The following is a 21,790-nucleotide window of genomic DNA, read 5'->3' on the forward strand; positions in this document are numbered from 1 at the left end:
GGATCAAACTCTCCAACAAAATCTGTGGAAAAAATGTCCCGACAACAAAAAGTTGCCAAAGGAATCCAAGCCGGATCAAACCGGCCAGGGAAAAACATAATTGGCACTGGCTTTACAAGCACCCTGTTGAGTTCTCAAAGAACAACCACACCCGAAGCAAACCCGCCCTCGGGGCACTCGTTCAACCTTACTCGGCCTTCCGGAGTTCGTCAACCGGTTTCTCCCGGTTCAAACCCATCTGCCCTAGTAAGTCCCCCGCACCAGGCGCGCAGCATCACTGCGATCCGTAGTTCGAAGGATTTGGCAGGACGGCCGCTGCGGATCTCTCCGCTTGCTCGTCCGCATCCCTGCCGGCCCGGAAAACATTACAGCGTCGTTCCCCGGGCTCCAAATCGGGTCCCAGTGTTCCGCATCTGCCCAGGTCAGCGCAGGGTAATCGGCGAACTCGGGCCGCCGGCGACTACCGTGCGCCACATGGACGGCGTGATCGCACCAGGTTTCGAGGCGGTGGGCGAGGCGTTCGCGGCGGATCCGCGCGGCGGTTCGGCACTCACCGTATTGCGTAATGGCCAGACCGTGGTGGACGTTCGCGAGGGCTGGCGTGACGCAGGTCACACCGTTCCCTGGGACGCGGACACTCTGGTCAACATCTACTCGGTCGGCAAACCGATCATGGCGGCCGCGGTGCTGATCCTCGAGCAACGCGGCCTGATCGCACTGCCGGCGACGACGGCGACCTACTGGCCGTCTTTCACGGCGCAGGCCTCCGTACGGGATCTGCTTGCTCATCTTGCGGGTCTGCCGGCCTTTCCCCGAGCCCGTACGGTCGAGGCGTGGTCCGATTGGGACCTTCTCTGTGGTGATCTGGCCGAGGCCGAGCCGGAATGGGCGCCCGGAACAGTGGCGGCCGAGCATGCGCTGACCTACGGACACCTGCTGGGCGAGCTCGTCCGTCGCGTGGATGGCCGGGAGCCCGCCCGCTTCGTGGCCGAGGAGATTGCCGGCCCGCTCGGTCTGGACCTCGGCTTCGCACTGTCCGATGCGGACGTCGCGCGCTGCGCCGAGCTCGAGTTCGACGCACCCGACTGGCCGGAACGCATGATCGGCGAGCCCGGCTCGGTGCACGCCCGGGCCGTCACGAACCCACCCGGCACCCGTGACCTGGCCGTGGTCAACAGCCCGCTCTGGCGCAAGGCCGCCGTCCCCGCCGTCAACGTGCACGCCACGTCGATGGCCATCGCCCGCTTCTACGCCGCCGTTCTCGACGGCCGCCTGCCCGCTCTCGCGATACCGCAGTTCACCGGGACCGACCTGTTCATCGAGCAGGAGGTGACCTGGGGTCTCGGCGTCCAGATCGAGCCCGACGGCACGTGGGGACAGGGCGGGCTGGGCGGCAACGCCGGCTGGGCCGATCCGGCGCGGGGGCTTTCCATCGCGTACGTGACCAGGCGTCTCGGAGATTTCGCCGCCGTCGACCGCATCGAGGCCGCCCTGCCGGTGTGATCGCCTTGAAGGTCCGTCGCGAAAACCTCATGTGCTCGGCCCGGCCGCCGATTCTCACCGTCGCGGAAGAGGGATCAAAGAGGCGTTCGTGAGGGGGCGATGGCGGACCCGGGCTGGTGTCCGCCATCCTCACGATCGCCACGACGGCGCCGCCCACGGTCAAGGCCGCGGGCGGCGCCGGTCTTTGTGGCGGTCCACTTCGGAGCCGGGATCAAGCGCCGTGCGGACCGGCCGCGCGAGGACCCACCGCGCGAGATCGAGCGCCATGCGGAGCAAGTCACCCCACCGCGCGGGACCAACCGCATGCCAGCCGACTGCGGGGCGTAGCGACGCAAGCGTTGCGCGCGGTGAGCGACCTGCCGGCTGGCCGCCGGGGTGTAGCGAGGCCGGCGTTGCGCGGGGTGAGCGACCTGCGCAGCCGGCCGCGGAAAAGGCCAGGCGAAGGAAGCGCGCCGGCCCAGAAAGGCGGAGCGGCGGCCCGGAAAGGCGGAGCGGCTCGGGAGTGCAGAGCGGCCCGGGGAGTGCAGAGCAGCCCTGGAGTGCAGAGCGGCCCCGGAAACGCGACCCGGCCCGAAAGGCGCGCCGGCCCGGAAGGGCGAAGCGGCCCGGGAAAGCGAAAGCGCCGACCAGCATTAAGCCGTCGGCGCTTGCTTCGCTTTGGTGGCCAGGGGCGGGGTCGAACCGCCGACCTTCCGATTTTCAGTCGGACGCTCGTACCAACTGAGCTACCTGGCCAGGGGTGTTACTTGCGGTCCTGACGGGACTTGAACCCGCGACCTCCGCCTTGACAGGGCGGCGAGCACTCCGACTGCTCCACAGGACCTTGCTCTGTACTTCTGACTGGCTCATCAGCAGCTTACGCTGCCAACCTACCAGTGCCCCCAACGGGATTCGAACCCGTGCTACCGCCTTGAAAGGGCGGCGTCCTGGGCCACTAGACGATGAGGGCAACTCCGCCAGTATTGCATGTCTGCAACCCTGTGCGGCGTAGACCCCAACCGGGCCCCGCTTGAGGCTTGGAAAGCATACGTGATCGACCGCCCCGCCTCCAAACCGGTATCCCCAACGGCTCTGACCAGGGGAAACGTCATGCCAGCGCGGCTTTGACGACGTCTACGGCGGAAAACAGCGAGGTGAGCTGGGCCACGCCGGGAGGTAGATCGTGGGGCCAACCGGGGCCGGCGGCGGCGATCACGGGGACGCCGGCGATGCGGGTCAGCTGGTCGGGATCGCCGGTGGTGGACATCTGGGACCAGAGCACCAGCACGTCGGGGCCGGTGCGGGCGATGGCGTCGGCCAGCGCGAACGGGGGAACGCGCCCGCCCAGTAAGCGGGACGGGATGCCGGCGTCGGCCAGCGCGGCGTCGAGGGCCTCGAGCGGGAGGGTGTGCTGCTCCTCGTCGGCGGCGGCGAGCAGCACCCGCGGGGCCGTGCGGGTGCGGGGGCGGGGCACCGCGCCGAGGACCTCGCTGACGCAGCGCGAGATCAGGTGCTCGACCTCGACGAACTTCTTGGTGGCCGCGTAGCGCTCACCGATGCCGACCAGCACCGGCAGGGCCACCTCCTCCCAGGCGCCGATCACCCCGCGGTCGGCCACGGCCTCCTGGATGATCTCGCGCATGGCGGGGGCGTCGAGGCGCATGGCGGCGCGGGCCAGGCCGCGGGCGGCCGGGACGACCGAGCCGAGCGGGATGGCCTGCCCACCACCATCACGGCCGTGAGAGGAGCCGTCACGGCCGGGAAAGTCGCGGCCGAGAGAATCGCCGCCGAGAGAATCGCCGCCGGGAGCGTCGGGGATGGAAGCGTCGCCAGCGGAAGCCGAGCCCTCGCGGGCGCGAAAAGAAAAATCCGGGCGCAAAGGCGAAGCAGCGGGCGTACGCCGAGCCCAGGCCGCCGCCTCGGCCGGCGCCACGCCCTGGGTCGTCAGCCGCAGCATCACCTCGAGCCGGCTCAGGTCCTGCGCCGTGTAGCGCCGGTGCTGGCCGGGGACGTGCCGGCTCGGTCCGAGCCCGTATCTCTGATGCCAGGTGCGCAGCGTGGTGACCGCCACCCCGAGGCGGCGGGCAACGGCACCGGCGCTCAGCGCCTCATCGGCCACCCGACCGCTCCGGTGCATCGTCGAGGAGAGCGGCAGGCCGGGGAGTCGGCGGCCGAACGAGGTGGTCGGCGAGACAGGTGGTGACGCCGGACAGCCATGGCGCGTACGGCGAGGGATCCGCCGTGAGATCGTCCAGCAGCTCGGACACGGAGACCCACCGCAGATCGGCGACCTCCGACGGATCCGGCGACGGGCGCGCGCCCACCGGCAGATCGCCGAGCAGGACATGGTCGTACTCGTGCTCGACCCGCCCGGTCTCCGGATCGGCCGCCCGATAGGTGTAGACGCCGACCGGGGTCAGCGACACCCCGTCGATGCCCAGCTCCTCGCCGAGTCGCCGGGCCGCGCCGGCCTCGACGTCCTCGCCCGGCGACGGGTGCCCGCAGCACGTGTTCGCCCAGCGCAGCGGGAACCTGGTCTTGATCGCCGCCCGCTGCTGCAACAACACTCGCCCGTCGGCGGGATCGCGCAGGAACACCGAGAACGCCCGGTGCAGCGTGCCGGGCGCCCGGTGGGCCTCCTCGACCGTCGCCACGCCGATCGACCGGCCGGATGCGTCGACGAGGTCGACGTCGTGCGCCTCGCGCAGGGTCATGAGAGCGCACCCGTGATCCGGCCGGCCGCGAGCTTTCCGGAGATCAGGACCATCGGCACGCCGACGCCGGGTTGCGTCCCGGAGCCGGTGAACACCACGTTCGGGAAGACGGGATGCAGGTTGGACGGGCGGAACGGCCCGGTCTGGCCGAACGTGTGCGCGGCCGCGAACGGTGTCCCCGCCGCCATGCCCTGCTCCTCCCAGTCGGCCGGCGTCACGACCCGCATGACCTCGATGCCGTCGCCGAACCCGACGTATCCCCGCCGCTCCAGCGTCCGGACGAGCGAGTCCGCATAACGGTCGCCCATCGCTCGCCAGTTCATCGGCCCCACCGAAAGGTTCGGGGTCGGGGCGAGCACGTAATACGTCTGCCGTCCCTCGGGCGCGGCCGACGGATCGGTGCCGGTCGGGTTCGTCACCAGCAACGACGGGTCACTCATGAGCAGCCCGTCGCGGATCACCTCGTCGAACGTGCGCTTCCAATGCGTACCGAAATGAATGTTGTGATGGGCAATTTTCCCGTACGTCTGCGTGGAGCCCACATGCAGGACCACGCACGAGGGTGAGAAGCGCAGCGCGCGCTGCCGCCGGGGAGGCAGGAGATCGCGATCGGCGATCGGAAGATCGGGGTTGAGCACCACGACGTCGGCCGGGATCCGGTCGCCCTCGGCCGTGATCACCCCGGTCGCGCGCCCGCCGGACGTCTCCACCCGGGTGACCGTCGTGTCGTAGCGGAAGACCACCCCGTGCTTCTCGGCCGCCGCGGCCAGCGCGCGCGGCACCGCATGCATGCCGCCCTTGGGGTAGTAGACGCCCGCCACCGAGTCCAGGTACGCGATCACCGCGTAGATCGCCAGCGCGTCGTGCGGGGCGAGACCCGCGTACATCGCCTGGAACGAGAAGATCCGCTGAGTGCGCGGATCGTGGAGGAACGACGCCACCTTGCCGTGCAACCGCCGGAAGCCGCCCATCCCGAGCAGCTTCAGCAGGTTGAGGTTGACCAGGTCGAGCGGGGTGTCGAGGTTGCGGCCGATGAAGTGGTCGCGCTCGAGCAGCCACAGCTTGCGGGCGAAGTCGACGAAGCGCAGGTAGCCGTCGGCCTCGCGGGGACCGCACACCCGGGAGATCTCGGCCGCCATCCGCACCGTGTCGGTGCGCACGTCGAGCGTGGAACCGTCCGGGTAGTAGGCCCGATAGGCCGGGTCGAGCGGCTCCAGCTCGAGCCAGTCGGAGAGCCGCTCCCCGACGGCGGCGAGGGGCTCCTCGATCAGCGACGGCATGGTCAGCACGGTCGGGCCGGTGTCGAACTCGTACCCCTGGAGGCTGAGCCGCCCGGCCCGGCCGCCCGGCACCGGCTCGCGCTCGACCACGGTGACCTGCCGGCCGGCCGCGGCCAGGTGCAGCGCGCAGGCCAGGCCGCCCAGGCCGGCGCCGACCACGACGACCCGATCGGTGGGGCCGGTTACGACTCGCATGCGTGCCATCATGCCGGGCGCTGCGTCGCGCGGACGGCCAGCTCGGTCAGCGCGGCGCGGGCGTCGGCCCCGATCGGGGCGTCGGCCAGCACGGCGACCGCCGAGGCGACGCGCTCGGAGATCATCGTCTCGACCCGGGCGGGTGCGCCGGAATCGGCGATGAGCCGGGTGAGCCGCTCGATCTGGGCGGGGTTGAACCCGCCGGAGCCGTCGGCGGGGTTGATGGCTCCGGCGGGCGTAACGAGCGCGCCCAACTGGCGCGCCAGCAAAACAAGGGTGGTCGGCTTTCCCGTACGCAGGTCGTCGCCCGCGGGCTTGCCGGTGACGGCCGGGTCGCCGAACACCCCGAGCAGGTCGTCGCGCAGCTGGAACGCCTCGCCGACCAGCTCGCCGTACCGCGCGTAGGCGTCGTCGAGCGCCGGGTCGGCCGGGCCGGCCAGCGCCAGCCCGAACTGCAACGGCCGCTGCACGGTGTAGCTCGCGGTCTTGAGCCGGGCGACGAGCAGCGCCCGGTCGACGTCGAAGGACGCCGGGTCGGTCTCGCCGAGGACGTCGAGGTACTGCCCGGCGACGGCCTCGACCCGCATCCGGTCGTACCGCGCCCGCGCCGCGAAGAGCGTGGCGGTCGGCAGCGGCGTGCGGGCGAGCAGCTGGTCGGCCCAGACCAGGCACAGGTCACCGACCAGGATCGCGGCGCTGGCGCCGAAGCGCTCCGGGTCGTCGGCCCGGGCATGCTGACCGGCGAAGATGCGCTGGGCGGTGGGCCGGCCGCGACGGGTGGCCGAGTCGTCCATCACATCGTCGTGCACCAGCGCGAAGGTGTGCATGAGCTCGAGCGCGGCGAGCGCCGGCAGCAGCGGCTCGACCGGCTCGCCGGCGACGGCGGCCCCACGCCAGCCCCAGTAGGCGAACGTGGGGCGCAGCCGCTTCCCGCCGGCCAGCACCAGGTCCCGCGTGGTGCGGGCGAGACCGCCGAGCGCCGGATCGACCGTATCGAGCGCGGCGATCTGAGCGGCGAGGAAGTCGGCAAGGGTGCCCTCGACCGCGTCGAGCAGGGTGGTGGAACGGCCGGCCTGGCGGGGTATCCCGCGGTGCCGGTTTCCCTCGAGCGTGTCATTGGCCACGAGATGCACCGTACCCTAGGTTGGTGGTTGCGTCGATTCGTGCGTCGATTCTAAGGACGGAAATGTGGAAGCGGATCTAGCGAGCGCCTACGAGCGCTGCAAAACCCTGCACAAGCAGCACGGCCGCACCTACTACCTGGCGACCCGCCTGCTGCCCGCCTGGAAGCGTCGCCATGTGCACGCGCTCTACGGATTCACCCGGTACGCCGATGAGATCGTCGATCAAACCGAGGCGCTGCCCCCTCGGGAGCGGGCGGCTCGGCTCGGCGAGTGGTCGGATCGGTTCGTGGCGGGTCTGCGGGGCGAGCCCGTCGACGATCCGTTGCTGCCGGCGGTGCTGCACACGATCGCCGTCTTCGACCTCGACGTGGAGGACTTCGCGACGTTCCTGCGCTGCATGGCGATGGACCTGACGATCACGACCTATCGCACGTACGACGATCTGCTCGACTACATGGAGGGCTCGGCCGCGGTGATCGGCACGATGATGCTGCCGATCCTCGGGTCGAGTGATCCGGTCGCGGCGCGCGAGCCCGCCCGTCAGCTCGGCCTCGCGTTCCAGCTCACCAACTTCATCCGGGACGTCGCCGAGGACCTCGAGCGCGGCCGCGTCTACCTCCCCCTCGACGATCTCGCCCGCTTCGAGCTCACGCCGGAGGACCTGCGCCCCGGCAACCCCAAGGTCAAGGGCCTGATCGCGTACGAGGTGAGCCGCGCCCGCCGCCACTACGGTTTCGCGGCGCCGGGCATCCCCCTTCTCGAGCCCGCGTCCCAGGCCTGCATGCGCACCGCGTTCCAGCTCTACGGCGGCATCCTCGACGAGGTGGAGGCGGCCGACTACGACGTCTTCGCCCGGCGGGCCACGGTGCCCAACTCGCGACGCGCCTCGGTTGCGGTGCGCAGCCTGCTGACCCGGCCCGGCACCCCGATGGAGGCCCGGTGAGGACGGCCGTCGTCCTGCTCACCCGGGACCTGCGTCTGCACGACAACCCGGCGCTCGCGGCGGCCTGCGCCAACGCCGACCGGGTCGTGCCGCTGTTCGTGCTCGACCCGAAACTCGGCGACATCTCGCCCAACCGGTCGCGCTTCCTGCACCAGGCGCTCGCCGACCTGCGCTCGTCCCTGCGCGACCGCGGCGGCGACCTCGTGCTGCGCAGCGGTGACCCGGTCGCCGAGACGATCAAGCTGGCCGGCGAGACCGGGGCCACCATGCTCGGGATGGCGGCGGACGTCAGCGCGTACGCCCGCCGGAGGGAACGCCGCCTGCGGGCGGAATGCGACCGGCACCGGATCTCGCTGCGGCTGTTCCCGGGCGTGACGATCGTGGATCCGGGAACGCTGCGACCGAGCGGCGGCGGCGACTCCTACCGGGTCTTCACGCCCTACTTCCGCACCTGGTCGTCGGCCAAATGGCGGGACGAGGTGGCCACTCCTCGGAAGATCACGCTGCCCGAGGTCGCGGCCGGGCGGCTCCCGGCGTTGCCGGCCGGCGAGTCGCCCGATGCGGCCGAGGGCGGGGAGAGCGAGGGACGGCGGCGGCTCACCGCGTGGCTGAAGCAGATCGACGCGTACGACGACATGCACGACGACATGCCCGGTGATGGCACGAGCCGGCTCAGCCCGTACCTCCGCTTCGGTTGTCTCTCGCCGCTCGCCGTCGCCGAGGCCGCCCGGCAGCGGAAGGCCGACGCCTTCGTCCGTCAGCTCTGCTGGCGCGACTTCTACTACCAGGTGACCAACGACTTCCCGCGGATCTCCACCGCCGCCTACCGCAAGAACGCCGACGACGGCTGGCGGGACGACCCGGAGGCCCTGAAGCACTGGCAGGACGGGCTCACCGGGGTGCCGGTGGTCGACGCGGGGATGCGGCAGCTGCGCGCCGAGGGCTGGATGCACAACCGGGCCCGGCTCATCACCGCGGCGTTCCTGACCAAGCATCTCGGCATCGACTGGCGGCTCGGCGTGCAGTGGTTCTTCCGCTGGCTGCTCGACGGGGACGTTCCCAACAATTCCGGCAATTGGCAGTGGGTGGCCGGCACCGGCAACGACAGCCGGCCTTACCGCCGGTTCAATCCGATCCGCCAGGCCGGCCGTTTCGACCCCGAAGGCGTGTACGTTCGGCGCTACATACCCGAACTCGAGGCGATCGACGGTCCGGCCGTCCATCAGCCGTGGCGCCTCCCCGAGGAGACGCGCCGCCGGCTGGATTACCCGGGCCCGCTGGAGTCACACCGGGACGAGGCGGTGTGGCTGCGGCCATGACCCCCCGCCCGGTACGCCTGGGCGGGTCCCAGTGGGGTCCGCCGGGCAGTTGCGTCCGTCTACACGCGAAACCCGGCGGGCCCCGCGCCCGTGGTCAGACCGGCTGCCAGCGGTTCTCGTCGTTGTCCGGGGTCGCCTCGCAGATCATCAGCTTGCCGTTGGTGGTGCGGCCCTTCGAGCCGGTCGGCGCGCACGCCGCGTTCTGCTTGACGTCGCGCACGACCGGGGCGACCGGCTTGCGCGGCAGCGCCGACATCGCCCGATCGCGGTCGGCCGAGCTCGCCGGGCTGGGCACGGGCGGCTCGTGGCTGATCGAGTCGGCCTCGTCCAGCACCGGCGAGGGCGGGGTCGGCACCCGCGAGGCGATCGGGTGGACCGGTGCGGTCGTCGCGGCGTTCTTCGCGCGGCTCGGCTTGGGCGAGTCGGCGACGGCGGCCGTGTTGGACAGGACATCCTGCTGGGACATGCCGGACATGGCGAGGACGCCGAAGAAGGTCGCACCGCCGAGCAGGGCCAGCATTGCCATCATTGGAGCGAGGTACGCGCTCCGGCGGGATGTCCGCGATGAGGTCACGACTACACCCTGTCGCGCCGTTCGTGCGCCGTCGATGGTCCCTTTGTCCATGGCGGCGCGGAATTCAGGCCGCGCTTTTGCCCTTCCAGTCCCCCGGTGATCAACCACCTTGGTTCGCGGTGATCACCATGCGGAGGGCGGCCGCTCCGGTGGCGCCCGTGACGTCCGGCCGAAATGCCAGGTCCGCGGGCCAGTCGCGGTTCAGGGCGACCCATGCCGTACGCAGCCCGGCCGCCGCGCCGCCGCCCACGTCGGCCTGCGCGTTGTCCCCCACCATCCAGCCCGCCGCCGAGCCCGCCGCGCCCAGCGGAACGCCGGCCGCGGCCGCCGCGATCTCGAAGATCCGCCGATCCGGCTTGCGCACGCCGGCGCCCTCGGAGATCGTCCAGCCCGCGACCAGGCGATCCAGGCCGGTACGCCGGAGTTTGGCCTCCTGCTGCGCGACCGTCCCATTTGTCACGACAAAGGGGACGAGCCCCGCGGCGGCCGCCGCGACCAGCGCCGCGTCGATCTCGGGGTCGGGCGCCAGCTGCGCGACCATGCCGGCGCGTAGCTCGACGAGCACCTCGCGCTCGTCGCCGCCGTACCGGGCCGCGATCCGGGCCGCGAGCACCTCGCGCTTCTCGTAGCCGTCTTTGTCCGCCTCGACGAGCCACGGCGTCTCGGATTCACCGAACCGGGACTTCGCCCAGCTCTTGTAGGCCGCGCGGCGGTCGATGAGAGTGTTATCCAGATCAATGAGCAACAGCACCGAACGATTCTGTCCGACAGGCGCTTTCGAGTCTGTCCGACAGGCGCTTTCGAGGAGGAGCGGCGTGCTGACATTCACGAACGCGGCGGAACAGGCGGCGTGGACCTTGGCGGAGGCGCTGAGCGACAAGGCCTTCGCCGCGATGAAACAGGCCGAGGAGGCCGCCGAGGCGTTCCAGGCCGGCAAGATGGCGATGCGTCGCCAGTTCAAGGCTCGGGGCATGTCCCAGGTGGACGCCGACATCCGCTGGTCGGGCACGAGCCAGTCACGGAAGGCGCTCTCCGACAACGGGTGGTACATGGCGCAGGCGTCGATGTACAACGAGGCCGCGGCCACGCAGTACGCGAAGGCCCTCTACCTCAAGAAGTCTTGAACCCCTCGAAAAGACAGACCATGTACGTGCCTTGACCCCGCCGAAAGCCCCGGCGTATCAAGGGATTTTGCGGCGACCGCGCTCACCGTGAATACGATCTCTCGGCGGGGCGGCGCCCGGAGGGGACATTCATGTATTCCACGTTCCGAAGATGGACGGTGACCTTATCCACGACCCTTCTCGTCGTTACCGCCGGCGGCGCGGCCGGGGCTCATCCGCCCACGCAATCCTCAGACGGATCGGCCGTTATCGCGTGGAACGAGACGGCCGCGACGGCCGCGCTCGGCTCCTGCCTGGCTCCGACGAATAATCCACTTCACGAATCCCGCATGTACGCGATGACCCATCTCGCGATTCACGACGCATTGAATGCGATCGACCGACGGTCCCGCCCCTACGCCTATCACGGCAGCGCGCACGGTGCGTCGCCCCGGGCCGCGGTCGCCGCGGCGGCGCGGAACGTGCTCGTGCCCCTGCTGCGTGAGCTGCCACCGCCGTTCGCGGACTGCGTAGTCGGCGCGAAGGTCGTCGAGGGCGTCGACGCGAGCTACGCGGCGGCCCTCGGTGGCATTCCCGACGGTTCGGCCAAGACGCGGGGAATCGCGACGGGTCGCGCCGCCGCGGCCGCGATCCTGGCCGCCCGTACCGGTGACGGGTCGGACACGCCGCTGTTCGACACGGCGTACCCGCAGGGCACGCGGCCGGGTGAGTACCGGTTCACCCCCGGCTCCGACTTCGCGTTCGCTCCCGGCTGGGGCGGCGTGACACCGTTCGCGCTGCGGAGCGCCGTCCAGTTCCGGCCGGGTCCGCCGTACGCGGTGACCTCGCAGCGCTACGCCCGGGATCTGGCCGAGGTCAAGCGGCTAGGCGGGGACGGTGTCACCACCCCGAGCGCACGCACCGCCGACCAGACCGAGTTCGCCCAATTCTGGGTGGAGAGCTCGCCGCTGCTGTGGAACCGGGTGGCCCGGTCCGTCGCGGCGGGCAGGCACCTGGATCTGTGGGAGAGCGCGCGTCTGTTCGGCCTTCTGGACGTGGCACTCGCCGACGGCTACATAGCCACCTTCGACACCAAATACCGGGCGTACAACTTCTGGCGCCCGGTGACCGCGATCCGCAACGCGGCCGGCGATGGCAATCCCGGAACCATTGCCGACCCGACCTGGACGCCATTGGTGCAGACACCGCCGATTCCCGATTACGACTCCGGACACAGTGTGGAGGGCGGCGCGGCGGCGGAAGTGCTGAAACGCTTCTTCGGCACCGACCGGATCAGTTTTGCGACGTGCAGCTACACGCTGCCGGCCGGGCAGACCTGCGCCGACCCGGCACCCGTGATGCGGCACTACCGCTCGTTCAGTCAGGCGTCGGCCGAGAATGGCCTGTCGCGCATCATGGTCGGATTCCATTTCCGGAAAGCCGTCGACGAGGGCATCGCGCACGGCGTCCGGGTCGGCGACTGGACCGTTAACAACACCCTGCGGCGCGTGCGCTGAGTCCGGCACACCGACCGCTCACCGGCGCCCGTGGTGGGATCACGCCACCGCGGGCGCGCGGGGGTCCAGGTCTAGGCGGCGCGGTGGCCGAGCGTGTCTAGGCGGCGCGGTGGCGGAGCGTGTCTAGGCGGCGCGGTGGCGGAGCGTGGCCACGGTCGAGCCGGCCAGCGCGAGCAGGCAGTCGGGCAGCTGGCCGTCGGCGATCGCGGCGCCGAAGAGGGCCTCGCCGGTCGGGATGTCGCCGTTCATGTAGGCGCTGACGAACCGGGCCACCCAGCGCTTGTCGTATCGCGCGTCATCGATGCCCGGGAAGTCGAGGGTCCACGCGCCGCCGGACGGCACCTGGCCGACCATCGTGGCGGCGAGGCACCAGGCGACGTCATACGCCCCGACGACGCCCGAGCGGTCGACGACCGCGTCGAAGGTGCCGACCACGGCGTCGCTGTCGCCGCTGAGCGCACTCTGCAAGACCTGCGCCGCGTCGTCGAAAGCGTGCTGTGGTACCTCCGTCACGTGAAGAAAGGTACGTGGATCGGTCAAGGAACGCTCGCGTACAACTCAACAAGCACCGGAATTCACGCTCCGCGCAGAAGACAGGTGATCCGCGCCGTGCACACCCGCTCCCCGGCGTCGTCGGTGATGACCACCTCGTAAGTGGTCACCGTCCGCCCCCGGTGCACCGGCGTCGCCACCCCGGTGACCAGGCCGGATCGGGCGCCCTTGTGGTGCGTGGCATTGATGTCGACGCCCACCGCGAACGGCCGGTCGACGGTCTGGCCGTGCATCACGGCGCCGACCGAGCCGAGCGTCTCGGCCAGCACGCACGACGCGCCACCGTGCAGAAGCCCGTACGGCTGGGTATTGCCCTCGACGGGCATGGTGCCGACGACCCGCTCGGGCGAGGCCTCGGTGAGCCGGATGCCCATGCGCTTCCCGAGCTCGCCACCGCCCCCGGAGGCGAGCAGCTGCTGAATAGCGTCGTCGGCGATGTCCATGAGGCGGAACGTTACCCGTCGTTCAGTTCCTTTCCAGCGACATCGATCACAGAGCCCGGGTCGCACGTATAGCTCGGTGGCCCTACTGTTCCCATGACCCGAAGCGCCGAAGGAGATCTCATATGAGCGAGCCGCAGGAGACCGTGGAGACGCGCGGCGACGACCGCGTCGACCTGATCGCCAACGACACGACCGGCGACGGCAAGCCGGACGTCTGGGTGTCCGACACCGACGGGGACGGCAAGCCCGACCTGTTCCAGTTCGACACCGACGGTGACGGCAAGGTCGACATCACCATGGTCGACCTCGACCAGGACGGCAATCCGGACATGATCGTGGACGGCGACGGCGGCCTGCCGCCCTCGGTTTAACCGTCAGGCTCCGCCCAGTGCGGAGAGCGCGACCCAGAGAACGGCGATCGCCACCACCGTCGTGACGATCGTGGAGGCCGTGTGCCGCCACGACCGGGGACCGGCGATCGCCTCCGGGTGGCCCAGGCCGCGCAGCACCTTCCGCTGCACCCGGACCTCCTCGGCCGTGCCGTCGACCTCCTCGGCCGCGCCGTCGACGTCCTCGGCCGCGACCCGGCTCAGATCCACGGCGAGCCGGGCCTGGGCGCGCTGCAAACGGCGTACGGCCTGATGGGCCGCGCGCCCGGCGGTCGCGCCCGCGTGCCGCCGGGCCGCCGCCCGCGCCGAGCTGGAGCCCAGCGCCGCCAGCTCGCCCTCGGTGATCAGCTCGGGATCGCGCAGCGTCGCGAGATGCCCCACGTAGTAGTCCGCCTCCCGGTCGTGGGCGCGGCGGACCAGCCACAGGATCAGCAGCAGCGGCGGCAGCCCCTTGAGCACCAGCACGGCGAGCAGCGCCAGCGGCCCGTTGCCGAGACCGTCGCCGAGCAGCGGCGAGTTCCACAGCACGTGCGAGGCCCAGGCGCCGAGGCAGGCGAGCGCGGCCACGCCGATCCGCATCGCCGGCGGGCGATCCCGGCGCACCACGAGGTAGCCGATGCCGGCGCCGGCCAGCGCGCCGAAGAGCGTGTGACTCCACACCCCGGAGAGAAAGCCGCGCAGCAGGAACGTGGCGATCACCGGCTGCACGTGGTCGCCCCGCCCGGCCAGCGCCACCGCCCCGACCGCGAAGACCACGTCCTCGGCGATCTGGAAGCCGAGGCCGACCATCGCGCCGTAGACGACACCGTCCAGCACGCTGTTGATCTGCGAGCGGGCGATCAGCACGATCGCGGCCACCCCGAGCGTCTTGGCCGTCTCCTCGACCGTGGGCGCGGCCAGCACGGCGCCGTAGTCGGCGGCCAGGTGCGGCGAGCCGAGCTTGGCCACCAGATCCTCCAGCGCCACGCTCGCCGGGATCGACGCGCTGGTCGCCACCAGCCCACCCCAGGCGAACGCGAGAGCCAGCAGCTCGGTCGGCTCCCGCTCGAGGAAGTCGAGCTCGGAGACGAAGAGCCAGAACGGCACGGCGAGCAGGGCGAACAGCACGACGGCGGTCACGGTGGCGAGCGGGTACGCGGAGAAGAGCCGTCCCGCGATCTGCGACATCCGCACGGCGCCGGCCACCACCAGGGCCGCCACCACCCAGAACGCGGGCACCCGGGCCAGCGCCGAGGCCCGGCCACCGCCCCGAGCGGGGCGAACGGGGGTTCCGGTCACCGGGCGCTCCCGTCGTGCCGCAGCGTGCGCGTGCTCGCCTCGATCTGCGGCAGGGTGCGGCCCAGGTCAAGGTCGACACCACCGATCGTGACCTCGATGGTGAGACCGTCCGTGACGAAGACCGCGTACCGGCCGCCCCGCCCGGGCGCCGTGTAGCCGCCCTGGAGACCGCTCAGGCCGCCTGCCGTGTCGACCTCGAGCTGCGCGCCGGTGACCTGGTAGCCGGGGTTGCCGGTGATCCGCTGCCGGAGCCCGGAGGCGGCCGCCTCGAGAGTGCCCGTGAAGGGCCGCGCCGTGATCTTGTATTGCACCGCCCCGAGCCGGAACAGGACGGTGCCGGACGCGCCGCCGGGGCGGGTGCCGGTGACGTCGAGGGTGGCGCCGGCGGGCGGGACGACGGTGACGCCGGCGCCCACCGCATAGGGCTCGTCGGCGCTGACCGGCCGCTCGGCCGGGAGCGCCCGGTCGATCGCGGGAAGCCCGAAGGCCAGCCCGGCGAGCGTGGCGACGACACCGAACGCACCGAGGAGATTCATCAGCTCACGCCGGGTGATCCTCGCCATGCGCCCACGCTAATCGAGCGCGAGCCGTGACCGAGGGCTTCGGCCACTGTGGAGACCAGATCAACCAGGAGATACTAGTGATTTGTCGGTTTTAGCGAGAGGTACGCGGGCGCCACCTCCGAGGTCAGCCAGACCCCGTTCTCGCTGCGGTGGAAGACGTGCCCGGCGGCGGCCATGGCGGCGGCATCCACCTCGAACACGACCACGTCGCCCGAGCGGCGCCGGCCCACGATCAGCGCGGTCGGCACGTCCTTGGACAGGTGCACGTGGTGCCGGCTGCGCGGCCGCAGCCCGTCTCGCATGATCGAGTCGAGGTTCTCGCGCGGGGTGCCGTGGTAGAGCACGGCGGGCGGCTCGGCCGGCGGCAGGTCGAGGTCGATCTCGACCCGGCTGGAGTGGCCCTGGCTGGCCCGGATCCAGTCGGCACCGTCGTCGCGACGGGCGATGGCGAACCGGGACTTGTCGTTGTTCTCGACGATCACGTCGAGTTCGGCGCGGGTGAGACCCAGCGCGGTCAGCAGATCGGCGACCGGCACCCAGCCGTTCGCGTCGAGCGTGAGGCCGGCCGACTCCGGCCGGTGCCGCAGGACCATCGAGATCCGCCGGCTGACCCGCACCTGGTCGCGGGTTAGTTCCATCATTCAGTCAACTCCATGACGGCAAGGTAGTAAGGCCGGTCCGCGTCGTCGACCGATTTCAGCCGCCACCCGGTCCCGGCCAGCAGCTTCTCCAGCTCCTCGGCCGAGCAGTTCAGGTAGTCGAACCACTCGGTCGCCAGCAGCCGGTAGCGCAGCCGCAGCCGCAGCTGGCCCCCGATCCGGCCGCGCTCACGGTTGCGCCGGTGATAGGCCACGTGCACGGGATCGGTCGTGTTGTAGGGATCGGTGCCCTGGGCCACGATCCGGGCGCCGGGCTTGGCCAGCCGGGCCAGCGCGGCGAGGAAGACCGGCGCGCGCTCGGGGCTCTCGAGCAGCCCGAGGTTGTTGCCGAGCAGCAGGAATGTGTCGTACCGGGTGGCGGCGCGGGACGCGTACTCGTCGATGGTCGTCGCCACCGTGTCGCGCAGGCCGCGTTTCCGCGCGATCGCGATCGCTCCCGGCGAGGTGTCGAGGCCGGTCACCGCCATGCCGCGCCGCTGGAGCTCGAGGGCCGTCCGCCCGGCGCCGGCGCCGACGTCGAGCACCTGACCGCGGCAGAGGCGCAGCGCCCGGTGGTCGTGCGGCTGCCAGTCCGCCGGCTCGTCCAGGTAGTGATCGGCCGGCGCGCCGTTGATCAGGCCGTCGTCCCGCTCGATCACCTCGATGACCGGTCGCGGCACCCGGCCGCCGGCGAGCGGGCGAGGCCCCTTGCCGGTGCGGACGGCGTACGCGTCCGTGATCATCTCGCCCCAGACGTCGCCGATCGGTGGCTCATCCATGGCTGAAGAAATTACCCGGACACGAAGAAGGGGCGGTCGCCTTCCCCAGCGCTCGCCCCTTGCATCGATGCTTCGACTAAACGACTCCGTCGGTCAGTCGCCCTGACGCTGCGTGGGAATCTGCCCCTGCAGCAGGGCGCGAACCTCCGACTCCCGGTAGCGGCGGTGGCCGCCCAGCGTGCGGATTGCACTGAGCTTGCCGGCTTTCGCCCACCGGGTGACGGTCTTCGGGTCGACGCGGAACATCGAAGCCACCTCGGCCGGCGTCAGTAGCGGCTCAGGATCATGCGTACGCGATGCCATCGGTCACTCCTCCACAGGTACCTATAGACATCGGCCGGGGTCCCGCCGGCCGGTGCGTCTCTCATGGTCCGGCTAGTCCCCGATGTCCGACATGGGCCGAACGGACGAACGTCCCCAGATAGACGGATGAAGCATGCCCGATTTTTCCGCGTTTTCTACGCCAGATAGTGCCGCGTTTAGTCCGATTATCACGCTTCGACGAGCCATGATTACGAAGAGTGTTCGCTTCGGGAGCGTTCCCACGGCCCGCGAATTCCGCCCGTCTGTCCCGTTTTCGCAGGTCAGTTGCAGCGCTCGAGAAGCTGCACGCTGCGCCACCGCTCGACGAGCTTCTCGTACGCCTCGGAGGCCGCGTCCGCGTCGCCGCGGGACAGCGCGGAAAGGCCGGCCGCCACCAGTCCGGGTGAATCGTCCTCGCTGAGGACGTCATCCGGGAGGAGGTTGACGAGACCGCCGTAGTCGAGCTCGACGATCGACCGCGGGTGGAACTCCTCCAGCCACCGGGTGCCCTCCTCGACCGCCTCGGTGATCGGCGCGTCGCCGAGCGACTTGCGCAGCACCGAGACGCCCCGGTGCGCGCGGCGCCGGGCCTTGGAGATCTCCGTGCGGTAGCGCAGCGTGCGCCGCCCGGGCACGAGCTCGAACTCCCGCTCGTCGAGGTCGATGAAGACGAACCAGCGCAGCGGCACGCCCCAGGTCGCGATCTGCTCGTGCACCCGCGGCACGCCGTGCTCGAGCACCTTGGCCCCGCTGCGCCAGTCCTCGACGATCGCGCGGGCCTGGCCGGCCAGCACCGGCGGGACGAACGCGTCGGCCAGCACGCTGGGCACGCCGTCGCGGGCGTTCAGCGCGGCCTCGGCGACCCGCAGGCGCAGGTTCCACGGGCAGACCAGCAGCGTGTCGCCCCACTCCAGCACGTACGCCTCGTCGGGCAGATCGGGCAGCCTGGTCCAGCCGGCGCCCAGCGCCTCGAGCACGGCGGAGCGCTGCTTGACCGGTCCGTCGACGGGGCCGAGAGCCCGGCCCTCGCGGGCGTACTTCCGCCAGAAAACCTGGCGGTCGCGGTCGAAGGCGGTCAGCGGCTCGTAAACCCGAAGGTACGACGCGAACAGTGACGGCACGACGCGATCCTTCCATGAATTCGGCCGCATGGAACTTCCCGCGCGGACGTAATCAGTCCCGGGTCCGCCCGACTAGGCTCGCTATGTCCGGCACACCCCGCCGGGACAGCGGCCTCACAAGGGCCTCGACAATCAGATCAGGAGAGCAGCGATGGGCGTGTTCGACACCGACGGCACCGACGCCAGCGGGCACGAACAGGTCGTTTTCTGCCAGGACCGGCAGACCGGCCTCAGGGCGATCATCGGCATCTATTCCACGGCCCTCGGGCCCGCGCTCGGCGGCACCCGCTTCTATCCGTACGAGAGCGAGGCGGACGCGCTCGCCGACGTGCTCAAGCTGTCCCGCGGCATGGCCTACAAGAACGCGCTGGCCGGCCTCGACCTCGGTGGCGGCAAGGCGGTCATCTGGGGCGACCCGGCGCGCGCCAAGTCCGAGGGGCTGCTTCGCGCGTACGGCCGCTTCGTCGAGTCCCTGCACGGCCGCTACTACACCGCGTGCGACGTCGGCACCTACGTGCCGGACATGGACGTCATCGCCCGTGAGACCCGCTACGTGACCGGCCGCAGCCTCGAGCACGGCGGCGCCGGCGACTCCTCCATCCTCACCGCCTGGGGCGTCTTCCAGGGCATGCGGGCCGCGGCCGAGCACACCTGGGGCGCGCCCACGCTGGCCGGCCGCACGGTCGGCATCGCCGGGCTCGGGAAGGTCGGCAAGTACCTGGCCGGCCACCTCCTCGAGGACGGCGCCACGGTGGTCGCCACCGACGTGAACGAGGCGGCCCGGGCCTGGGCCCGCACCACCCACCCGCAGATCGAGCTGGTGGCCGACACGCACGCGCTGATCACCTCCGACATCGACGTGTACGCGCCCTGCGCCCTCGGCGGCGCCCTGGACGACGACGTCGTGCCGGTGCTGCGGGCCAAGGTCGTCACCGGCGGCGCCAACAACCAGCTCGCCCACCCCGGAATCGAGAAGACGCTCGCCGAGCGCGGCATCCTCTACACGCCCGACTATCTGGTGAACGCCGGCGGCGTGATCCAGGTGGCCGACGAGATCGAGGGCTTCAACTTCGAGCGGGCCAAGCTGCGCGCCACCGGGATCTTCGAGACCACCCGGAAGATCCTGGCGCTGGCCGACGAGGAAAGCGTCGCGCCGGCCGTGGCGGCCGACCGGCTGGCCGAGCAGCGGATGGCCGAGGTCGGCCGGCTGCGCTCCATCTACCTGGGCTGAGCGAGCCCCCTCGCTCCTCGTTTCGCCGCTCGTTTTGCCGCGGCCGTGGCCGGTTTGCGACCTGCCGTGCGTTCCGGGATGTAAAACCCGCGACGCGCGGCAGTGTCACACGCAACCCGAGGTGCCGAAGGCGGCATCGTCCATGTACCGTAAGACCCACGAGAGATGCCTGACGTCATCGGGGCCCGCCTTCGGGCTGCCCCGAATTCTGTGCGAGGGGGTCGAGCCATGGGGCGCGGCCGTGCTAAGGCCAAGCAGACGAAGGTGGCCCGGGAGCTGAAGTACCACTCCCCGAACACCGACCTCACCGCCTTGCAGCGCGAACTGGCGGGTGCCAGTGGTAAGTCCGACCGTCATTTCAACGACGACAACGATGAGTTCGTCGACGACGACGAGGACGACGCGGACGACGACCAGGACTCCTGGTCGCCAACAAGGCGCTGACCCGTATTGCACAGAGCACGCGGCTGACCGCGTGCTTCCGTGTGTCGCGGTCACACTTCCCACGGTTCAGCAACGACATTGAAGCCCACGCGGGCGCAATCCCGCGTGGGCTTCGAGCCTGACCGCTGAGCCGCCTCGCCCGGTAGACGGACGCCTTCTTCATTCGGATGCGCTCCGCCGAGCCCGCTCGCGCTCACCGCTGCGCCGGCCGCGGTCGTTGCTGAGTCCGGTCGCTCTTGCCGCTGAGCCGATTCGCTTGCCGTCTCCGACCCGCCGATTTTCCGGGGACTTCAACTCACGCAACGGCCCGCGATCGCCTCGCTGTTGAGGCGATCGCCCGCGGCGCCGCAGGCGACGCCATTAAGCTCTGGGCCGGTTGTTCCAGTTGTAGAACGTCGGGATGTTCTCGAAGTGGTTCCAGGCGCACACCGCCGAACCATCCTCCGACGTGCTCTCCGCACGCCGTTCGCGGGCGGCCTCGGCCTCCGCGATGAGCGCGGCCAGCCCGGCGCGGGTGTCGCGCACCCGTGCCGTCACCGGATCGACTCCCACGATTTCTGGCTGCACAGCCTCAGACTGCCGTGGGTTGGTGATCTCGGGCATGGTCCAGCACTCCCTCCAGTAGGCGAATCTTGCTGTTGCGGCAGTGGTCGGTCTCGGTCGTGTCGAACCGGCCACGCTCGAAGTAGCGGTTGGCCGCATGGGCGCCGCCGCAGAAACCGAAGTACGGGCACGTCGCCCGGCACGCCTCCACCCCGCGCAGGAACTCGGCGACCCACGGAGTCTCCGCGGCCGCCGCGAGAATCGAACCGAGCGGGGTGGTCAGCACGTTGCCGCTGGTGAAGTCGCCGTACCGGGGGTCGTGGAAGCCGGCCAGCTCGGGCGAGAGCAGCACCACCGAGCCGTCGTATGCCACGGTGGGTATCGGGTCGAGCCGGCGCGGCAGCAGGTCGTCGGCGGAGCCGTCGAGCACCGCGGCCACGTAGCGCAGCGACCACTCGATCTCGCGCAGGTGGATCCGCGGGTCACGACGCCAGGCGCCGACCAGCTCGGCCCAGAAGGCGGTCACGTCGGCCGGGTCGTGGCGGTTGGCCCGCTTGTTGACGCCTTCGAGCTCCTCGACGTTGATGCCGAGCACCTCGCAGCCCAGCTCGAGGAAGTAGGCGTACAGCGAGGCGGCGACTCCGGGGCGGGGATCGCCCACCACGCAGAGCGCCGAGAAGGGGATGTCGTGGCGGCGCAGCGCGTCGATGCCGCGCATGATGCGGTCGTACGCCGGTTTGCCGCCCCGGGTTACTCGGTCCCCGTTCCGGTCCGCCGGGCCGTCCACGCTCACGCTGACCCGCATGTCGTGCTCGGCGAAGAACTCGCACCAGGCGTCGTCGATCAGGGTCGCGTTGGTCTGCACGTGGTGCTCGACGCCGGCGCCGAACGGGGCGAGCAGCGCGGCCAGGTGGTCACGCCCGGTAGCCAGCGGCTCGCCGCCGTGCCAGACCACCGAGAACCGGCCGGCCCGGGCGAAGACCTCCACCGACGAAGCCACGGCGGCGGCCACCTCGACCGGCATGCGCTTGTCGGCGGCGCGGAACGGAAGGTAACAGTAAGAGCAGTCGAGGTTGCAGAGAGTGGTGGGCTGCATCACGACGTAGGTCGGGACGGCCGCGATCCCGCGCATGCCGCTCCACTGTTCGCTCATGTGCACCCCCGTCCGGCGTACGCCTCAAGGTAGGCCGCGCGAGCCACCCCGTACATGAAAGATCCGCATGTGCCATAGATCGACACACGCGGATTCTTCCAC

General features: G+C 70.7%; 24 protein-coding genes and 3 tRNA genes. 8 read left to right on the plus strand and 19 right to left on the minus strand.

Annotation, left to right across the window (positions count from 1 at the left end; all coding sequences use genetic code 11):
- Positions 1-474: 474 nt before the first annotated feature.
- On the plus strand, positions 475-1,503 hold the full coding sequence (locus tag ACZ6TB_RS46435) for a serine hydrolase domain-containing protein (protein WP_465567509.1): 1,029 nt from the start codon (positions 475-477) through the stop codon (positions 1,501-1,503).
- Between the two features lie 658 nt (positions 1,504-2,161).
- Here ACZ6TB_RS46435 and ACZ6TB_RS46440 read toward each other — a convergent pair.
- The 7 genes from ACZ6TB_RS46440 to ACZ6TB_RS46470 form a co-directional block, all read right to left on the minus strand.
- Positions 2,162-2,238 (minus strand) — tRNA-Phe (locus tag ACZ6TB_RS46440).
- A 14-nt stretch (positions 2,239-2,252) separates the two neighbouring features.
- A tRNA-Asp gene (locus ACZ6TB_RS46445) sits at positions 2,253-2,326 on the minus strand.
- Between the two features lie 53 nt (positions 2,327-2,379).
- Positions 2,380-2,452 (minus strand) — tRNA-Glu (locus ACZ6TB_RS46450).
- Between the two features lie 138 nt (positions 2,453-2,590).
- Complete coding sequence (locus tag ACZ6TB_RS46455; RefSeq protein ID WP_465567512.1) at positions 2,591-3,601, minus strand: MerR family transcriptional regulator; 1,011 nt, start codon at positions 3,599-3,601, stop codon at positions 2,591-2,593.
- Positions 3,591-4,196 carry an isopentenyl-diphosphate Delta-isomerase gene (gene idi, locus ACZ6TB_RS46460; RefSeq protein ID WP_465567515.1) on the minus strand — a complete coding sequence of 202 codons (606 nt, stop codon included), beginning with the start codon at positions 4,194-4,196 and terminating at the stop codon, positions 3,591-3,593. The genes ACZ6TB_RS46455 and idi overlap by 11 nt, the downstream gene beginning before the upstream one ends.
- Positions 4,193-5,671 carry a phytoene desaturase family protein gene (gene crtI, locus ACZ6TB_RS46465; RefSeq protein WP_465567517.1) on the minus strand — a complete coding sequence of 493 codons (1,479 nt, stop codon included), beginning with the start codon at positions 5,669-5,671 and terminating at the stop codon, positions 4,193-4,195. The genes idi and crtI overlap by 4 nt, the downstream gene beginning before the upstream one ends.
- Positions 5,672-5,679: 8 nt before the next feature.
- On the minus strand, positions 5,680-6,795 hold the full coding sequence (locus ACZ6TB_RS46470) for a polyprenyl synthetase family protein (protein ID WP_465567520.1): 1,116 nt from the start codon (positions 6,793-6,795) through the stop codon (positions 5,680-5,682).
- A 64-nt stretch (positions 6,796-6,859) separates the two neighbouring features.
- Here ACZ6TB_RS46470 and ACZ6TB_RS46475 point away from each other — a divergent pair, with 64 nt between their 5' ends.
- Together ACZ6TB_RS46475 and ACZ6TB_RS46480 are read left to right on the plus strand one after the other, a co-directional pair.
- Entirely contained in the window at positions 6,860-7,738 is an 879-nt protein-coding gene (locus ACZ6TB_RS46475) for a phytoene/squalene synthase family protein (RefSeq protein ID WP_465567522.1), read from the plus strand.
- Complete coding sequence (locus tag ACZ6TB_RS46480) at positions 7,735-9,057, plus strand: cryptochrome/photolyase family protein (protein ID WP_465567525.1); 1,323 nt, start codon at positions 7,735-7,737, stop codon at positions 9,055-9,057. The genes ACZ6TB_RS46475 and ACZ6TB_RS46480 overlap by 4 nt, the downstream gene beginning before the upstream one ends.
- A gap of 94 nt (positions 9,058-9,151) precedes the next feature.
- On the opposite strand, the gene ACZ6TB_RS46485 is transcribed toward ACZ6TB_RS46480, so the two are convergent.
- Together ACZ6TB_RS46485 and ACZ6TB_RS46490 are read right to left on the minus strand one after the other, a co-directional pair.
- Positions 9,152-9,586, minus strand: a complete 435-nt coding sequence (locus ACZ6TB_RS46485; RefSeq protein WP_465567528.1) for a hypothetical protein — start codon at positions 9,584-9,586, stop codon at positions 9,152-9,154.
- 145 nt (positions 9,587-9,731) lie between these two features.
- Complete coding sequence (locus ACZ6TB_RS46490) at positions 9,732-10,382, minus strand: HAD family hydrolase (RefSeq protein WP_465567531.1); 651 nt, start codon at positions 10,380-10,382, stop codon at positions 9,732-9,734.
- Positions 10,383-10,446: 64 nt separating this feature from the next.
- On the opposite strand from ACZ6TB_RS46490, the gene ACZ6TB_RS46495 reads away from it, so the two are divergent.
- Together ACZ6TB_RS46495 and ACZ6TB_RS46500 are read left to right on the plus strand one after the other, a co-directional pair.
- The gene (locus ACZ6TB_RS46495) at positions 10,447-10,755 is read left to right on the plus strand and encodes a hypothetical protein (protein ID WP_465567534.1); all 309 of its coding nucleotides are present in this window, start codon (positions 10,447-10,449) and stop codon (positions 10,753-10,755) included.
- A 329-nt stretch (positions 10,756-11,084) separates the two neighbouring features.
- A complete protein-coding gene (locus ACZ6TB_RS46500) occupies positions 11,085-12,251 on the plus strand; it encodes a vanadium-dependent haloperoxidase (protein ID WP_465567537.1) in 1,167 nt (388 codons plus the stop codon).
- Between the two features lie 123 nt (positions 12,252-12,374).
- Here the strand turns inward: ACZ6TB_RS46500 and ACZ6TB_RS46505 are convergent, their stop codons facing one another.
- Complete coding sequence (locus tag ACZ6TB_RS46505; protein WP_465567540.1) at positions 12,375-12,764, minus strand: hypothetical protein; 390 nt, start codon at positions 12,762-12,764, stop codon at positions 12,375-12,377.
- Positions 12,765-12,826: 62 nt separating this feature from the next.
- Entirely contained in the window at positions 12,827-13,246 is a 420-nt protein-coding gene (locus tag ACZ6TB_RS46510) for a PaaI family thioesterase (RefSeq protein WP_465567543.1), read from the minus strand.
- Between the two features lie 122 nt (positions 13,247-13,368).
- Here ACZ6TB_RS46510 and ACZ6TB_RS46515 point away from each other — a divergent pair, with 122 nt between their 5' ends.
- Entirely contained in the window at positions 13,369-13,617 is a 249-nt protein-coding gene (locus ACZ6TB_RS46515; protein ID WP_465567546.1) for a hypothetical protein, read from the plus strand.
- Between the two features lie 3 nt (positions 13,618-13,620).
- On the opposite strand, the gene ACZ6TB_RS46520 is transcribed toward ACZ6TB_RS46515, so the two are convergent.
- From ACZ6TB_RS46520 to ACZ6TB_RS46545, 6 genes are all read right to left on the minus strand, one after another.
- Entirely contained in the window at positions 13,621-14,913 is a 1,293-nt protein-coding gene (locus ACZ6TB_RS46520; RefSeq protein ID WP_465567549.1) for a PrsW family intramembrane metalloprotease, read from the minus strand.
- The gene (locus ACZ6TB_RS46525; protein WP_465567552.1) at positions 14,910-15,476 is read right to left on the minus strand and encodes a hypothetical protein; all 567 of its coding nucleotides are present in this window, start codon (positions 15,474-15,476) and stop codon (positions 14,910-14,912) included. Before ACZ6TB_RS46525 ends, ACZ6TB_RS46520 begins: the two co-directional genes overlap by 4 nt.
- Positions 15,477-15,550: 74 nt before the next feature.
- The gene (locus ACZ6TB_RS46530) at positions 15,551-16,117 is read right to left on the minus strand and encodes an RNA 2'-phosphotransferase (RefSeq protein ID WP_465567555.1); all 567 of its coding nucleotides are present in this window, start codon (positions 16,115-16,117) and stop codon (positions 15,551-15,553) included.
- Positions 16,114-16,893 (minus strand): class I SAM-dependent methyltransferase, encoded by a 780-nt coding sequence (locus ACZ6TB_RS46535; protein ID WP_465567558.1) that lies wholly within the window; start codon positions 16,891-16,893, stop codon positions 16,114-16,116. The genes ACZ6TB_RS46530 and ACZ6TB_RS46535 overlap by 4 nt, the downstream gene beginning before the upstream one ends.
- Positions 16,894-16,986: 93 nt before the next feature.
- Positions 16,987-17,196, minus strand: coding sequence for a BldC family transcriptional regulator (locus tag ACZ6TB_RS46540; protein ID WP_014687221.1), 210 nt, complete (start codon positions 17,194-17,196; stop codon positions 16,987-16,989).
- A gap of 281 nt (positions 17,197-17,477) precedes the next feature.
- Positions 17,478-18,317, minus strand: a complete 840-nt coding sequence (locus ACZ6TB_RS46545) for a DUF8083 family protein (RefSeq protein WP_465567561.1) — start codon at positions 18,315-18,317, stop codon at positions 17,478-17,480.
- 151 nt (positions 18,318-18,468) lie between these two features.
- On the opposite strand from ACZ6TB_RS46545, the gene ACZ6TB_RS46550 reads away from it, so the two are divergent.
- Positions 18,469-19,548 carry a Glu/Leu/Phe/Val family dehydrogenase gene (locus ACZ6TB_RS46550; RefSeq protein WP_465567564.1) on the plus strand — a complete coding sequence of 360 codons (1,080 nt, stop codon included), beginning with the start codon at positions 18,469-18,471 and terminating at the stop codon, positions 19,546-19,548.
- Positions 19,549-19,776: 228 nt separating this feature from the next.
- The gene (locus tag ACZ6TB_RS46555; RefSeq protein WP_465567567.1) at positions 19,777-19,992 is read left to right on the plus strand and encodes a DUF3073 domain-containing protein; all 216 of its coding nucleotides are present in this window, start codon (positions 19,777-19,779) and stop codon (positions 19,990-19,992) included.
- A gap of 360 nt (positions 19,993-20,352) precedes the next feature.
- On the opposite strand, the gene amcA is transcribed toward ACZ6TB_RS46555, so the two are convergent.
- On the minus strand, positions 20,353-20,595 hold the full coding sequence (amcA, locus tag ACZ6TB_RS46560) for a multiple cyclophane-containing RiPP AmcA (RefSeq protein WP_465567569.1): 243 nt from the start codon (positions 20,593-20,595) through the stop codon (positions 20,353-20,355).
- Positions 20,564-21,667 (minus strand): cyclophane-forming radical SAM peptide maturase AmcB, encoded by a 1,104-nt coding sequence (amcB, locus tag ACZ6TB_RS46565; protein ID WP_465567676.1) that lies wholly within the window; start codon positions 21,665-21,667, stop codon positions 20,564-20,566. Before amcB ends, amcA begins: the two co-directional genes overlap by 32 nt.
- Positions 21,668-21,790 lie beyond the last annotated feature (123 nt).

Source organism: Actinoplanes sp. NPDC051537 (genome assembly GCF_055586105.1).